This is a genomic window from Micromonospora sp. NPDC023869, from assembly GCF_055559695.1.
The window spans coordinates 244,693-258,642 of record NZ_JBVHKD010000007.1; the positions used below are offsets into that span (position 1 = coordinate 244,693).

Consider the following 13,950-nt stretch of genomic DNA (forward strand, 5'->3'; position numbering starts at 1 on the left):
ACCGAGCCCTGGTCGAAGTCCCGGGGCGACCGGTCGTCGCCCCTCGACTTCGCCTGGACTTCGCCTGGACTTCGCCTCGACTTCGCCTCGGCTGAGGACTCCAGCTAGTTCTCTGTGCGGCCTTTGCTCTGCTTCAACCGACGCACTGCTTTTCGGCGCGAGTCGTTGCGTGGGTTGAAGCAGAGCAAAGGGGCCGCGAAGGACCTCGGGCTCCCCAGAGCGAAGGGGCCGCGAAGGACCTCGGCGTCGGGGCCGGGACCGGCGTGGTGACGCCTCAGTCGGTGGCGCCCAGACCGATCGCGAACGCCTCCTCCAGGTCGTGCCGGGAGTACGCGCGGAACGCGATGTGCGACTCGGTGTTGAGCACCCCGGGCACCTTAGAGATGCTGCCGGCGATGATCTGCGCGATCTCCTCGAACTCGCGGACCCGGACCATGGCGATCAGGTCGACGTGCCCGGCCACCGAGTAGACCTCGCTGACCCCGGGCAGGTCGGCCAGCGCCTCGGCCACCTCGGGGATCGAGTCGGTGGCGCAGTCGATCAGGACGATCGCGGTGATCACGGCAGGTCTCTCCGTTCGTCGGCGTCGTTGCCCATGCTATGGCCTGCCCACCGGACCTGCGCCGGAGTGCCGGACCCGCCCCCGAGTACCGGAGCCTCGCCGGGTGTCGGCGTACCGGCCCGAGTGCGCGGGTAGGTACGTCGGAGCGTACAGAGATCGACGTACCAGAAGGATTTAACGACGTCTGTCGAGCAGGCCTCCATGTCGCGCGGCAGGCCGCCTCGGTGACTACACTCCGTTACTGCCAGGGTCTGCCGCGCTCGCACCGGATCGCGGCATGAGAGTGAAGACCTCGGGCGTGAGGTCGACTATTTCGGCTTTCGCCGCCGGGCTGCCATGCGGTTCACGGAGGACGGGGCCGTGGTGGAGTTGCCTGGTTCGTTGATGATGTGTGGGTGTATCTGCGCCGTCCAGTCGGCTCTCGCGTGTTCGCGGTGGTTGTCGCGGCGTTGCTGGTGGGATTCGGCGCTTATCTGGTGAGTTTGCAGTTCACTGTCGGCGGCTCGGTGTCCGGGCGGCTCTGCGTCGGCGGGATCTCGCTGATCGTGCTGCTCGTGGTGGTCAGCTTTCTTCGGTACGCGTTGCAGCGCTTTCAGGTTGATGTTGACCGGGACGGCTGGGCGGTGCGGATCGGCCGGTACCGACGTGATCTGCGGTGGGCCGAGATCTCAGCGGTGGTGATCGAGAACCGGGAGATCGAGGGGCGGGGTCACCGCCGGTCGGTTCCCGCGCTCTACCTGGTGCCAGACCGGGGCGTTAGCCTGGACGCGCCGCGTGACCTGCGGGCCACCGTGGACGGGCGACCGGCGGTGCTGCTGTTCGACCTGACCGACCCGAAGATCGAGGAGAGGCAGTTCGTCCGCGACCTGGCTGGTCTGGCCGGTGACCGCCTCGAGGTTCGGGTTCACCGCCTCAAGGCGATGCTGCTGAGCGAGGACGCTCGACAACGGCGCAACGGCGGGAAAACGCTCCCCGCTTTCCCACCTGGCACGCGGGGCGCGCGAACGCGGCGCTGGCTGAACCGGCGGCGCTTCCTGCTCTTCGTCGGCTGGTACCTGTTCGCCGTCGTCCCCGCGCTGCTGCTCACCGGCGTCACGGCCCAACTGCACGAACTGCTCGGTGCCGCGGTCGCGGTCCTGGGCCTGCTCGCGGTCCTCGCCGCGTACGCCCAGTTCGTCACGCTGTTCAGCCATGCCACCGCCCTCGTCGACACTGAGGTGACGATCGCCGGCACGGAACTCGTACGGGTGATCGGCGACCGCATTGACCGCGCCGACATGCACGGCGGCACAGTCGTGGTGCTGCCACCGGGGGCGAAACGCGGGTACGGCAAGGCATGGCTGCTCGGGTTCCCGCACGCCGTGGCGCTACTTGGCGATCCACGGACCGGACAGCTTCGCCACCACGACGACCTGCACGCCCTTTCCGCCGTCCTGCGCGGGTCGCCACACGCCACCGACCGGGCCGCCGCCCGGGACATCGACAGCCTCGCCACGCAGTCCCAGGTCGGCGACCCGACGGAGCCAGACGGCGCCGACAACGCCCGTCTGTGGATGTCGCTGACCAAAGCCGGCCGCATCCTGGCCTGGGCCGTCGTCGTGGGCTCCGTCCTGCTCACCGGTGGCTGGATGCTGGAAAGCACCCACTACCTGGGCGGCGCGGTCATCCTCATCGGTCTGCCGCTGGCCACCTGGTGGGCGCTGTACGCGCTGTACCGGATACTCGCGCTACTCGGCGCAGCGTGGCAAACGGCCCGGAACAACCACTAACCAGGTTCGTGCACCTGATCACGCTGGCAGGCATTCTGCCCGCAACCACCCGCCAGCTCCCCACGCCAGGAACGGCAGCCCACGAAGGCCCCCAGCGCTGCACCTTCTCGGCGGCAGATGAGCGTGGCGAAGTGGATGGCCGCGATTCATGAGCAGTCAGGTGACGGGATTGCTATCTTGCCGCCGGTGGCGAGGCGAAGGTACGTGGCGAGGGGCGTCGGTGGCGGATACCGGATCTGGGATAACCGGGCTCGTCGATGGTGGGGCGACCTGTATGAGCTCTGCCCAGACGAGTTGCTCGATGAGCTGAACGGTGCCCATGACTACGCCAAGATCACGGCGCTGCTCCGGACGTACCGAGCACAGAAGCGGTAACGCAGCACATCAGGCCGCCGCTTTCGGTGCGGCATGAGCTGTATCGCCACCGCTTCGATTACTGGTTGGTCTCGGACATTCGTTGGTCCTCGTCACCGGCGGCTGTAGGCACGGCTACGAGTGCAGGATCCATGCTCGGGCGCGTTTCGGGAAACGAGGGGCGCAGCGTTAGCTCGCTTTGATGACTGCTTCGAGGTGGGGCTCGACGAGGGCCAGTACTGCGTGGTGTGTGGCCGCGTCGGCCGAGACTATGAGGCCACGTCCGGTGTGCAGCGGGTTCCCCGCCAGATCGCTGATCGTGCAACCTCCCGCCTCGGCGATGGCGATTCCGGCCGCGAAGTGGAGGTTCTCGCGGAAGGTGCCGTCGGAAACGTATGCCGCTCTTCGGCCGGCTGCTACCCAGGCCACGCCCAACGTAGAGGAGATGACGCGGGGTCCGTAAGCACCGCGCACCTGAGGATCATGAACGAGTTGTCCGCCGACGAACGGCCGATCGAGGGGGCCGTCGCAGTTGATCTCGATGAGGCCGGAGACCGCAGACGGAGCCAAAGGCCGGTCCATGCCGTCGGCGCGCAGATAGGCAGCCGACCCGTCGGTCCAGAAGACCTCGCCGGCGATCGGGTCGGCGCAGGCGGCGGCGGAGACTGTCCCGTCTTGCAGTAGCGCGACGTTGACCGCGAACAGAGGTGTGGTGGCAGCGAAGTTCACCGTGCCGCAGAGCGGGTCGATGAGCCAGCGTCGCCTCCCTGCCCCAGTGCCAGAACCCCCGGTCTCCTCGCCGGTGCATGAGTCGGCGGGACGATGACGCGCCAGGACCCCAAGGATCGCGGCCTCCGCCTCCAGATCCGTGCCGGTCGCGAAGTCAGTCGCAGACCTCGCGAAGCGAACATGGTCCGCACCGTAGTCCCGAACAACCACCTCGGCCCCCGCGAGAACTGCCTCAACAGCAACCTCAGCATCCGTCAGGATCATGAGGCGACCCTAGCCATACGACCTACGCACCCGCACCGACCCACGAACATGGCCCGACTCGCGGCATGAGCCTGCAGTGGATCATCGTAGCGGACCGCGACGCCTTTGCCTTCTTCATCGCCGTCTGCGGGTGCGTGGCGTCGCAGACCAGCGGGATGCACGATGCAGTCATGCCAGGTCAGGTCGAGACGGCTATTCGAGCTCGGGTTGGGGCGGGTACGCGCCTCCCTACGCCGACCGGTCGCGCCATCTTCGAGGTCGACGACGTTTCCGTAGCCGGGTTGGTCTTGCTCTTCGGGACGAAACAGACTCGAACGGCCTTCAGCTGGTCCTGCCTTGAGGGCATACCGGGGTACCTGCACGGACGCGGCTGGGTTCGGGTTGGGGCGAACCGAGATGTTCACAGCAACCAAGGCACATTGGACGGGTATCTCAAGACATTCGTCAAACGGCAGACAGCGGACTATGTGGCCGTCGTCCTGGAGCGCGCTGGAGTCGTCGATCTGGATCGAGAACGTCCCGCGCGGGTGCGGCTCCGCAGGACGTGACCACCGTCGGGCGGTGGTCGCCGTTCAGGGCATTCCGTACAGATGGGGACGAGTAATCGGGTAAGCGCCGCGCGTTGTCGGCGACATATGGGTGACTGCTCGCCGCAGGAAATCGCTGATCACTATGCGAAAGCTCCGCAAATGTCCGTTGATGTTCCTGGTAACATCACGCCGTGGAGGGAATCGGTAAAATTCGGGCTATCGTCTTCGATGCGAATGTCTTCGGAGCGAACGTTGAGCCAAGTGTCGCCACGATCAATAACTGGTTTGCGGCGTGTGAAAGGCACGAAGCCGAGTTGTGGATTCCTGAGGTCGTTGCATGGGAATTGGCTCAGCGGGTAGTGCAGGAATGCGAGCGGATCGAGCGCGAGGTTCGAACACACAACACTAGGCGGCGTAAATGGGGCTTTCCGGCGACTACCGAGCCGCCGCCTATAGACGATGCCGAAGTGATTAGTCGCCTCGAGCGGGCTGGTGCCACCATAGTGCCCCTTGATGGCGAGGCGGCGGTTCTCGCCATTCGAGATCAAGTGTTGCTTCGAGGGCCCGCGTCTCGAAAGAAGGAGATCAAGACAGGTGCTGCAGACAGCGCTTGGATCCGGTCGATCATTGATTACAACGATGGAGATTGCGACGGCTTGGTCTTTGTTACTGGCGACAGTGGCGCTGTAGCTGCGACCTGTGACTCTTTGGGCATCGACCTCCCCAGGATCGCTAAAAATCTTGGCGAGATTCGAAACCTCCTTGAGGAAACCGCAGAGGCGAACGACGCGCAGAGCGTCAGATTTGCTACTATGGTTAACAAATTGTTTGCGGGGCCCGACATGTCGGATGCCGAACTAGTCAACCTTGCCGACCTCAGCTACCGCCATAACTGGTGGGAGATTGACCTTGGCATAGGTCCGGACGCTCAGTGGGAATTGCAGAACACCCTCGTCCGACCAGGCCCGGCTCAAGTAATTGGCGCTGTTCAGCATGACGCATGGTCAAGATCTTTATCCGGGACAATCCGTATCGATGTTGAGGTTGAGGAGCAGTACGCACGACAGGATAAATGGGGAGATGCTCCAGAGTATCGAAGCTTTTTCTACGCCGCATGGATTCAAGGTGAAGTCACACTTTTCGAAGACCAGGAGCCAACCTTAGATGCAATTGAGTTGACAGATATGGAACTCGGCGTCGAACCCGCTTCGATCTATTCGGAGGCTATCTGAGTCGCCGGGTGCATTTGCTTGACATGACGCTCCGCAACGCGCGGATCGCGGCGTGTGCGGATATCCCTGTGTGGGCACTCGGCGTTCTAGGCTTGGACGATCGGCCTGCTCAACGCGGCGCCGGTACTGCACGTCACTGATCCAAGGGATGGCAGCACCGTTCGCGTCGGGCCAGGCTGGCTCCAGGTCGTTCAACCCCGCAATCCATGCCTGTGATGACCTGTGACAAATGTGGGCGTCTCCGTGGCACGCAAGCCGAGAGGTGCCCTCACCTATTTCCCAGGAATGTAGTGGTGTCAACCACCGCGGACACGAGCCCCACCAGCGTGCCAGCAATCGCGAGCCAAAAGGTGATAGTGTTCTGACGCGGCTCCGCAATTCGCACTTGGACCAAACTTGAGCCCGTCGTCGCCGTCCCGTCCGCTGGCGATTCGCTCGGTTCGAGGCTCGGCTGAGTACGCCAACCAAATCGTGCGAAGAATTTCGCCCATGTGTGATTAGCTCGACCGCAACCAAATAGCAAGCCCTGAGTCATATTCATGCATGCATTGCCGCGTACGGTCTTAACGCCGCAGACCGTAGGCACGTAGAAAGCTAGAAGCCAAGCCGGAATAGCCACCGCCAGCGCCATTGACCAAACCAGCATGCTCCAGTCTGCTTGAGTTATTGCCGCGACCGCCATGCTCAACATGACGGCTTCGATGGACAGCCAAAGTATGGCGATGTCACGGCGAACCCTTTGCCTTGCCTGCGTGCGGGGTTCCCCGCGAGATTGGCTCTTCGGTCGCGTTGAAAGGGCAACGTATATCGCTGACACCAGTCCCAGGATGGCGGTCCCGATCGCGGCCAAAAACGAAAGGCGATCCAGATTCTCAAACATTTGGCACCCTGCTCCTGCATGAGAGAATGACGACGCATAGCCCCCAAAGCAGAGAGATACCTACGAGAAATAGCGAGGAACTCATCACGAACTCTGCCGAAGACTTACCCGATTTTGCATATCCGTACATAATGGCCACGAGGACGCCAAAGATGATCGTGAGGAAGGTAGTGCTGATGTGCCAAGCGGCTGCCGCTTCCATTCGCGTGCGATCATAAAGAAGCTCTCCGCTGGCGCTTAGCAGCATTCCGATGCTCACCATGTACAGTTCTCCCTTGCCAAGAACTTGTACGCCGGAGAGTCGTTCCCCGTTCATCAATGTGGCGATAACGTCGGAACCTACGCCTACCCCTGCCAGGAAGACGCTGAACACCATCCACTTTTGTACCTTGACGGAGATAGGATGTGAGGGATCTGCGCGGCTCGGCGAAGATATGTCTGGCGAGCTTGTGCGGGAGTCTAGGCTCACCGGAGGTTGGCCACCTTCGTTCTTCAGCTTCCTGCAGCGTGCCGAGTCCTATCCTTCAATGCATGCATCCTTCCACGTTGGGTGTCTGTGTTCCAGAGTGGTGAGCACTCGATAGAAGCTCCATGCTGCCCCTGCAGCAGCCTGCGCCAGCATCGGCTTCCTACCTTGGCACGCCATGAAGGTCACTTGCCTGCCTGATGAAGCGGGATGTGCCTGCCCGGACTTACTCACATCGGCAGATCCGTATGTCGAGGGAACGGCTGGGCTCAGGAACACCCCGTCACGCGACGTCACCGACTTGGATCGCCGCCAGGCCGAGGGGCCAAGTCGCCGGACGCAGGCCAAGCTCGGCGCGGTGTGCACTTGCAGCCGTGCCTACCTCTGCACTCGGACCTGTACGCCGATACCGGGTGTCAGGCGGCCGGGACGGTGAGGCCGGTGGCGGTGCGGATCACCTCGTGTAGCCGTTCGCCGGTCTCGACCGTGGCACCCGGCCAGACGACGCTCCGGGTCACCTCACCGGCCACGGTGGCGCCCGCGCCGACCACGCTGCGGTGGCAGCCGCCGGTGACGGTGGCGGTCGGGTCGACCAGGCTGCCGTCGCCCGCCGCGTGCAGGTTGGCGGCGAGGTAGTCGGCCGGGGTGCCGGTGTCGACGAAGGTCCCCCGGTAGGGGACCACGGTCAGCCGGCCGTCGGCCTCGGCCGGCCGCCAGACCGCCCGGACCAGGTCGCCGAAGACCGGCGGCAGGTCGCGGACCAGCCGCCAGGGGAGCAGCGAGAAGCCGGTGAAGACGTGGCCGTCGAAGGTGCCCGGTGCGGTGGGGTCCGGCGCGGGTTGGCCGAGCAGGCGTACGGAGTCGCCGTCCCAGTCCCGCAGCAGCGCGGCGATGTCCGGCCCGGGTGGTGCGGCCGGGTCGGCCAGGTACGCGTCGGCGTTGCCGACCAGGACGCCCCGTCCGGCGATCCAGTCCCGCAGCGTGCCCACCCCACCGGCGGTGCCGAGCGGACCGTCTGGTTCGACGGAGAGGTGGGCGCGCGTACCGACCCGTTCGACGACCTGCTCGCCGAGGTAGCTGGCGTTGACGGCGACCGTCTCCGGCCCGGTCAGGCCGAGCCCGGCGAGTCGGGCCAGGGCCCGGTCCAGCAGCGGCACGTTGCCCACCGGGCAGAGCGCCTTGGGCACCTGCTCGGTCAGCGGGCGCAGCCGGGTGCCCTCCCCGGCGGCGAGCACCACCGCGCAGATCCCGCCGGCCGGTGTGCCGGTGTCTGGGCCGGCGTTCGGGCCGCTCACGGCGCCGTGTCGGGCAGCGGCGGCGGGAACCGGTCGGTCAGCGGACCGATGCCGTAGTAGGCGAGCAGCCGGGCGGTGGGCCAGGTCAGCTTCGGCAGGTCGTCCAGCGGGTGCCAGACGGCCTCGAAGACCTCCGCGCCGTCCACCTTCAGCTCGGTGGTCGACGCCGGCACCTCGGCGGTGAAGACCATGTCGACCCAGCCCTTGGCGTGCACGATGGCGTTCGGCGTGGCCGGGGTCAGCCGGGCCGGGGCGAGCCGGACGCCGGTCTCCTCGTGCAGTTCGCGGGCCGCGCCGACCGCCGGGTTCTCGCCGCGTTGCAGCAGCCCGGCGGGAAGCGTCCATCCGCGACCCGGCGGCTGGCGCAGCAGCAGCAGCCGACCGGCACCCTCGGCCTCGCTGTCGCGCAGCAGTGTGACGGCGCCGACGATGTACTTGGGTACCGCCATCCGGACCAGTTGACGACGTACCGGCAGTGGCAGCCGGTAGAAGACCTGGTACGCGACGGCGCGTGCGGCGCGGCGCGAGCGGGGGATCATGGTTCCAGGCTAGTGGCCGTACGCCGGGCGCGCGCCGCGGGACGGCGGGCCGGTCACTGCCGGTGGTCGACCAGGTCGATGAGCTGGCGCACCACGGTGTCCGGCTCGATCACCCGATCGAAGACCGCGACCAGCAGGGTCTCCAGGTCCGGGTAGCCGAGTTCCTCGGAGAGCCGCAGCAGCGGCAGGTCGCTGGCCAGGCCCCGATTGTGCTGGCGCAGGGCCAGCCCGATGGTGGCCCGGCCGAGGCGCACCTTGTCGCTGATCGAGATGCCGGGCTCGCTGTGGTCGGCGAACCACCGGTTGATCTGCATCTGCGCGTGCGGCGACTTGACGAAGCCGAGCCACTCCCGGCGAGGGCCGCGCGGAGCCACCTCGGCGTCCAGGCCGCTCTCCGCATCGGTCTCGGTGAAGATCTCGACCACGTCGCCCTCCTCCAACTCGGAGGAGAGCGGCACCAGTCGGCCGTTGATCCGGGCGGCCAGGCACCGGTCACCCCGGTCGGTGCCGAGCTCGTACGCCAGGTCGACCGGGGTGGCCCCGCCGGGCAGCACGATCTGCCGGCCGTCGGCGACCACCTGGATCTGCGCCTCGGACAGGTCGCAGCGCAGCGACTGGAGGAACTGCGCCGGGTCGGCGGCGTCCTGCTCCCAGTCGAGCACCCGGCGCAGCCAGTCGAGCTGCTCGGCGCGGGCGGTGCCCGAGCGCGGGAAGCGGAAGTCGGCGACCACGCCGTACTCGGCGGAGCGGTGCATCTCCTCGGTGCGGATCAGCACCTCGACCGTACGGTTCTTGGGGCCGCAGACGGTGGTGTGCAGCGAGCGGTAGAGGTTGTTCTTCGGCGAGGCGATGAAGTCCTTGAACCGGCCCGGCACCGGCCGCCACAGCCCGTGGATCGCGCCGAGGGCGGCGTAACAGTCGGTGGGCGGGCCGTCCACCACGACGGTGATCCGGGGCAGGTCGTACGGGACGGTGTGCCCGCCGGCGACGGTGTCCTTCCAGATCGAGTAGAGGTGGCGGGGGCGTGGGGCCACCGTGGCGTCCACCCGACCCCGGCGCAACGCCACCCGGGACTGGGCCACCACCTCGGCGAGGTAGCCGTCCCATCCGGGGCGGTCGTGCACGTGCCGGGCGATGCGGGAGTGCTCGTCCGGCTCCAGGTGCAGCAGCACCACGTCGTCCAGCTCGCGCTTCAGGGTCTGGACGCCGAGCCGGTCGCAGAGGGGCACCAGCACCTCCTGCGTCTTGCGGGCGATCCGCTCCCGTGAGGCCGCCGAGCGCACGCCCAGCGTACGCATGTTGTGCAGGCGGTCGGCGAGCTTGATGACCAGCACCCGGACGTCCTTGCCGGCCGCGATGATCATCTTGCGGATGGTCTCCGCCTCGGCGGCCTTGCCGTAGAACGCCTTGTCGAACTTGGTCACGCCGTCGACCAGGTGCGCCACCTCGTGGCCGAAGTCCTCGGCCAGCGCCTGCAACGTGTAGCGGGTGTCCTCCACCGTGTCGTGCAGCAGCGCCGCGACCAGGGTGGTGGTGTCCATGCCGAGGTCGGCACAGATCTCGGCGACCGCGAGCGGGTGCGTGATGAACGGCTCCCCGCTCTTGCGGAACTGCCCCCGGTGCATGTTCTCGGCGATGGTGTACGCCCGGCGCAGCACCGCCGGGTCGGCACCGGTGTGGATGGCCCGGTGGGTGCGGACCAGATGACCGACCGGTTCGGTCTCGGCGGTGGGCCAGGTCAGCAGGGAGCGGAGCCTGCGGGCCAGGGGCAGCTCGCCCGGCTGTGTCGGGAGCGCACCGCCCAGGGCGCCGCCATGTCCGGCGTCGACGTCCACCTGGGACACCCCCTCACGCCCACCCCGCAGACGCCGGGAGACCGGCAACCGGGAGCAGACCCTCGAAACGGGCAGGACTGCACTTCCTTAACAGAGTAAGTGAGCCGACGTAGTCCGATCGGACAGTTGCTCATGAGCGTTCGGACCAGAGTTGGTGAGAAGCGCCGCTCTCGGCCTTGTCCAGCAGGTCGCGGAACCGGCCCGCGCCGGCCACCGGAGAGGCCCAACCGTCCGACATCTCGACCAGCCGGGTCTCCGGCCGTTCCAACCAGGACAGGATCCGTTCCGACTCCTCCGGGCTGGCCGCCGGGACCGGACCGTGACCGGGCGACACCGTCTCGGCGGTGGCCCGGATCACGCTCAGGGTCGGTCGAGGGTGGACCCCGGCCGGGGAGACTCCGGCACCGGCCAGCCGGCCGTGCCGCACCAGCGCCAACTCCCAGCCGCCCCCGGCGGCCGGGTGGGCGGCGGCCAGCTCGGCGATCCCGCTCAGCGCGGCGAGCCGCTGCATGCGGACGGTGGCCCGCAGCACCGCGGCCAGCCGGGACCGCAGCGTCGCGGCCTCCTCGTAGCGCTGGGCGGCGGCGAGCGTCTCGATCCGGGCGAGCAGGGCGTCCACCACCGGCTGTGGGTCACCGGTGGTGGCGGTGGCGAACGGCTGCACCGCGCGTTCGTCGTACTCCTCGGGGGTGATCCGGTGCTCGCAGGGCGCCGGGCAGCGACCCAGCTCGGCCAGCGCGCAGGCGGGGGTGATCGTGCGCAGTGACAGGCGGTGGGTGCACTGGCGCAGCGGCACCGCGTCGTGGAAGCCGGCGGCGGCCAGCTCCGCCGTGCGCCGCGAGGTGAACGGGCCGAGGTAGGCGCGGTCGTCGGGGGAGATCTGCCGGACCACCGACAACCGGGGGTACGGGCCGTCGGTCAGCTTCAGCCAGACCATCCGCTCCGGGAACTTCGACCGTCGGTTGTACGGCGGCGCGTGTGCCCCGATCAGCCGCAGCTCGCGGACCTCGGCCTCCAGCGAGTGCGCGCACTCGACCGCCTCGACGCGTTCGGCCGCGGCCAGCATCTCCGACATCCGGGCGCGTTTCTCGGCGGCGGTGAAGTAGCTGCGGACCCGGGTGGCGATGTCCCGGGAGGTCCCCACGTAGAGGGGCCGGTCGTCGGCGGCCCGGAAGATGTAGACACCGGGGGACCGGGGCAGACCCTCGGCGAGGTGACGTTTGCGGCGCTGGGTTGGGGTGACCGCGCGGGAGAACTCGATGGCGTCGCCGATGGTGTCGACCCGGTGACCGCCGAGCCGACCGATGAGCCCGTGCAGGACGTCCACGGTGGCCCTGGCGTCGTCCAGCGCCCGGTGGGTCGGCTGGGTGCCGGCCCGGAAGTACGCGGCCAGCGTGGCGAGCTTGCGGTTGGGCACCTCGTCGCGCAGCAGCACCCGACGCGCCAGCGCGGCGGTGTCCAGCACCCGGGGGTTCGGCCAGCGGTAGCCGTGCCGGCCACAGGCGGCCTTGAGGAAACCGACGTCGTACGGCGCGTTGTGCGCCACCAGCACGGCGTCCGAGACGAACTCCAGGAAGCTCGGCAGCACCTGCTCGATCGGTGGCGCCGGCAGCAGCATCGCCTGGGTGATCCCGGTCAGCACGGTGATGAACGGCGGGATCGGAACCCCGGGATTGACCAGCGTGCCCAGCACGCCCAGCTCCTCGCCGCCGCGCACCTTCACCGCGCCGATCTCGGTGATCCCGCCGCCGTCCGGGGCGCCGCCGGTGGTCTCCAGGTCGACCACCACGAACGTCGTCGCGTACAGGGGCAGCGCCGGGTCGATGCCGTCGACGGTCGGGTCGAGCCCGGCCAGCGCCGGCTGGAGGTACTCCTGTTGTGCCATCGCGGGCACGCTAACCGGCCGGTGCGACACTCCGGTCCCAGCCGTCCCACCGGCCCCGCGCGTCAGCACCGGTCTAGGATGAGAGATCGGCTCACTCACCAGGCGGTGGGCCCGGTCGCGGTGGGAGACTTGCCACATGCCCCTCACCGAGCCGTCCGACGACAATCTCCCGCAGGAGGAGCAGGTCGTCGCGGTGCCGGCTGCTGGTGAGGCGGGTTCTGCCGACGGGGCGGCGACCGCTGGAGAGCCGGCGGAGCCGGAGCCGAGCCTGCCGGAGCCGGTCCGCCAACGGATCGTCTCGCTCACCGCTGCCGTGCTGCCCTCCCTGCCCTCCGACGAGGTGCCCGTGCCGCTGCGCCGGGTCGCCAAGTTCGCCCCCAACCGCCGGGCCCGACTCGGCGCGCCCGTGATCGCCACCCAGCTCGCGGCCGATCCGCTGTTCCGGCAGCGGGTCACCGCCCGGGTCCTGGCCGACGCCGGTGACCTCGGCACCGCCGTGGTGGAGGGGACCGCACCCGCCGCCGCCGACCCGGTCGAGGTGGCGGCCCTGGCCTACCTGGCCCGGCCCCGGGGCTGGCGTGAGTTGATCGACGCCAGCGGCGCGGCGGTCCGGGCCGAGGCGGACAGCGCGGTGGTCGCCGAACTGGTCCGCCTGGCCGAGCAACGGGCCACCCGTGCCGAGCACGACCGGGCGGTGGCCCGGGTCGAGGCCGACAAGCTGCGCGACGAGGTGGCCCGGGTCCGCGAGGAGATGGGCCAGCTCCGGGAGGAGGCCCGCCAACTGGCCCGTACGCTCCGGGAGACCCAGGCCCGCGAGCGCCGGGCGGCCGAACTGCTCGCCACCGAGCGGGGGCGGGCCGCCCGCGCGGCGGCCGACGCCGACGCCGAGCTGCGCCGGGCCCGGGCCCGACTGGCCGAGGCCGAGGCGGCGGCCGGGGTGGCCCGGTCCAGCGCCAAGGAGGCCCGTTCGGTCGACGACGCGCGGCTGTGGCTGCTGCTGGAGACCATCGGCCAGGCCGCCCTCGGGTTGCGCCGCGAGCTGGCCCTGGATCCGGTCGACAAGCTGCCGGCCGACTTCGTCGCGGACGCCTACGCCGACTCGTCGGCGGCCACCCCGGCCGGTGCCGCCGCCCGCGCCCAGGACACCGACGACCCGGGCCGGTTGGACCAACTGCTCGCGCTGCCCCGGGCCCACCTGGTGGTCGACGGCTACAACGTGACCAAGCGCGGTTTCGGCGAGATGTCCCTGGAACAGCAGCGCAAGCGCCTGATCACCGGGCTCGGCGGCATCGCCGCGCAGACCGGTGACGAGGTCACCGTCGTCTTCGACGGGGCCGAACGCATGCACGGCCTGCCGCCCACCCCGCGCGGGGTCCGGGTGCTGTTCTCCCGCAAGGGGGAGACCGCCGACGAACTGATCCGCAGGCTGGTACGCGCCGAGCCGCCCGGCCGGGCGGTGGTGGTGGTCTCCTCGGACCGAGAGGTCGCCGACGGGGTACGCCGCCACGGCGCGTACCCGCTGGGGGCCGACTCGCTGCTGCGGCGGCTGTCCCGCTCCTGACCGGGCCGGGGTGATCGCCGCCGGCCCGGCGTGGCGCGGACCCGGCGGC

Annotated in this window: 12 protein-coding genes; 4 read left to right on the forward strand and 8 right to left on the reverse strand. The window is 68.5% G+C overall.

The features are described from left to right. Nucleotides 1-274: 274 nt before the first annotated feature. A complete protein-coding gene (locus tag ACZ31C_RS20845) occupies nt 275-562 on the reverse strand; it encodes an Lrp/AsnC family transcriptional regulator (protein ID WP_117228404.1) in 288 nt (95 codons plus the stop codon). Nucleotides 563-987: 425 nt separating this feature from the next. On the opposite strand from ACZ31C_RS20845, the gene ACZ31C_RS20850 reads away from it, so the two are divergent. Next, the gene (locus ACZ31C_RS20850) at nt 988-2,331 is read left to right on the forward strand and encodes a hypothetical protein (RefSeq protein WP_465796686.1); all 1,344 of its coding nucleotides are present in this window, start codon (nt 988-990) and stop codon (nt 2,329-2,331) included. A gap of 543 nt (nt 2,332-2,874) precedes the next feature. On the opposite strand, the gene ACZ31C_RS20855 is transcribed toward ACZ31C_RS20850, so the two are convergent. Continuing rightward, a complete protein-coding gene (locus ACZ31C_RS20855; protein WP_465796687.1) occupies nt 2,875-3,678 on the reverse strand; it encodes an inositol monophosphatase family protein in 804 nt (267 codons plus the stop codon). A 65-nt stretch (nt 3,679-3,743) separates the two neighbouring features. Between ACZ31C_RS20855 and ACZ31C_RS20860 the strand changes: the two genes are divergently transcribed. Both ACZ31C_RS20860 and ACZ31C_RS20865 read left to right on the forward strand, forming a co-directional pair. Then, nucleotides 3,744-4,226, forward strand: coding sequence for a hypothetical protein (locus ACZ31C_RS20860; RefSeq protein WP_465796688.1), 483 nt, complete (start codon nt 3,744-3,746; stop codon nt 4,224-4,226). A 173-nt stretch (nt 4,227-4,399) separates the two neighbouring features. Then, the gene (locus ACZ31C_RS20865) at nt 4,400-5,440 is read left to right on the forward strand and encodes a hypothetical protein (RefSeq protein ID WP_465796689.1); all 1,041 of its coding nucleotides are present in this window, start codon (nt 4,400-4,402) and stop codon (nt 5,438-5,440) included. Between the two features lie 268 nt (nt 5,441-5,708). On the opposite strand, the gene ACZ31C_RS20870 is transcribed toward ACZ31C_RS20865, so the two are convergent. The 6 genes from ACZ31C_RS20870 to ACZ31C_RS20895 all read right to left on the reverse strand — a co-directional run bounded on the left by ACZ31C_RS20870 (nt 5,709) and on the right by ACZ31C_RS20895 (nt 12,340). Continuing rightward, nucleotides 5,709-6,320 (reverse strand): hypothetical protein, encoded by a 612-nt coding sequence (locus ACZ31C_RS20870; protein WP_465796690.1) that lies wholly within the window; start codon nt 6,318-6,320, stop codon nt 5,709-5,711. After that, nucleotides 6,313-6,696, reverse strand: a complete 384-nt coding sequence (locus ACZ31C_RS20875; RefSeq protein ID WP_465796691.1) for a hypothetical protein — start codon at nt 6,694-6,696, stop codon at nt 6,313-6,315. The genes ACZ31C_RS20870 and ACZ31C_RS20875 overlap by 8 nt, the downstream gene beginning before the upstream one ends. A gap of 506 nt (nt 6,697-7,202) precedes the next feature. After that, entirely contained in the window at nt 7,203-8,081 is an 879-nt protein-coding gene (locus ACZ31C_RS20880) for a nucleotidyltransferase family protein (RefSeq protein WP_465796692.1), read from the reverse strand. After that, a complete protein-coding gene (locus ACZ31C_RS20885) occupies nt 8,078-8,620 on the reverse strand; it encodes an NUDIX hydrolase (RefSeq protein ID WP_465796693.1) in 543 nt (180 codons plus the stop codon). Before ACZ31C_RS20885 ends, ACZ31C_RS20880 begins: the two co-directional genes overlap by 4 nt. Nucleotides 8,621-8,673: 53 nt before the next feature. Beyond that, complete coding sequence (locus tag ACZ31C_RS20890) at nt 8,674-10,455, reverse strand: RelA/SpoT family protein (RefSeq protein WP_465796694.1); 1,782 nt, start codon at nt 10,453-10,455, stop codon at nt 8,674-8,676. Between the two features lie 130 nt (nt 10,456-10,585). Continuing rightward, nucleotides 10,586-12,340 (reverse strand): DEDD exonuclease domain-containing protein, encoded by a 1,755-nt coding sequence (locus ACZ31C_RS20895; protein ID WP_465796695.1) that lies wholly within the window; start codon nt 12,338-12,340, stop codon nt 10,586-10,588. Nucleotides 12,341-12,476: 136 nt separating this feature from the next. Here ACZ31C_RS20895 and ACZ31C_RS20900 point away from each other — a divergent pair, with 136 nt between their 5' ends. Further along, a complete protein-coding gene (locus tag ACZ31C_RS20900) occupies nt 12,477-13,901 on the forward strand; it encodes an NYN domain-containing protein (RefSeq protein WP_465796696.1) in 1,425 nt (474 codons plus the stop codon). The last annotated feature ends 49 nt before the right edge of the window (nt 13,902-13,950 follow it).

Bases quoted from the DNA above. Each gene is read 5' to 3' on its own strand.
- ACZ31C_RS20855 (WP_465796687.1), bottom strand. From the start codon at position 3,678: ATGATCCTGACGGATGCTGAGGTTGCTGTTGAGGCAGTTCTCGCGGGG.
- ACZ31C_RS20860 (WP_465796688.1), top strand. From the start codon at position 3,744: ATGAGCCTGCAGTGGATCATCGTAGCGGACCGCGACGCCTTTGCCTTC.
- ACZ31C_RS20870 (WP_465796690.1), bottom strand. From the start codon at position 6,320: ATGTTTGAGAATCTGGATCGCCTTTCGTTTTTGGCCGCGATCGGGACC.
- ACZ31C_RS20875 (WP_465796691.1), bottom strand. From the start codon at position 6,696: ATGGTGTTCAGCGTCTTCCTGGCAGGGGTAGGCGTAGGTTCCGACGTT.
- ACZ31C_RS20885 (WP_465796693.1), bottom strand. From the start codon at position 8,620: ATGATCCCCCGCTCGCGCCGCGCCGCACGCGCCGTCGCGTACCAGGTC.
- ACZ31C_RS20895 (WP_465796695.1), bottom strand. From the start codon at position 12,340: ATGGCACAACAGGAGTACCTCCAGCCGGCGCTGGCCGGGCTCGACCCG.
- ACZ31C_RS20900 (WP_465796696.1), top strand. From the start codon at position 12,477: ATGCCCCTCACCGAGCCGTCCGACGACAATCTCCCGCAGGAGGAGCAG.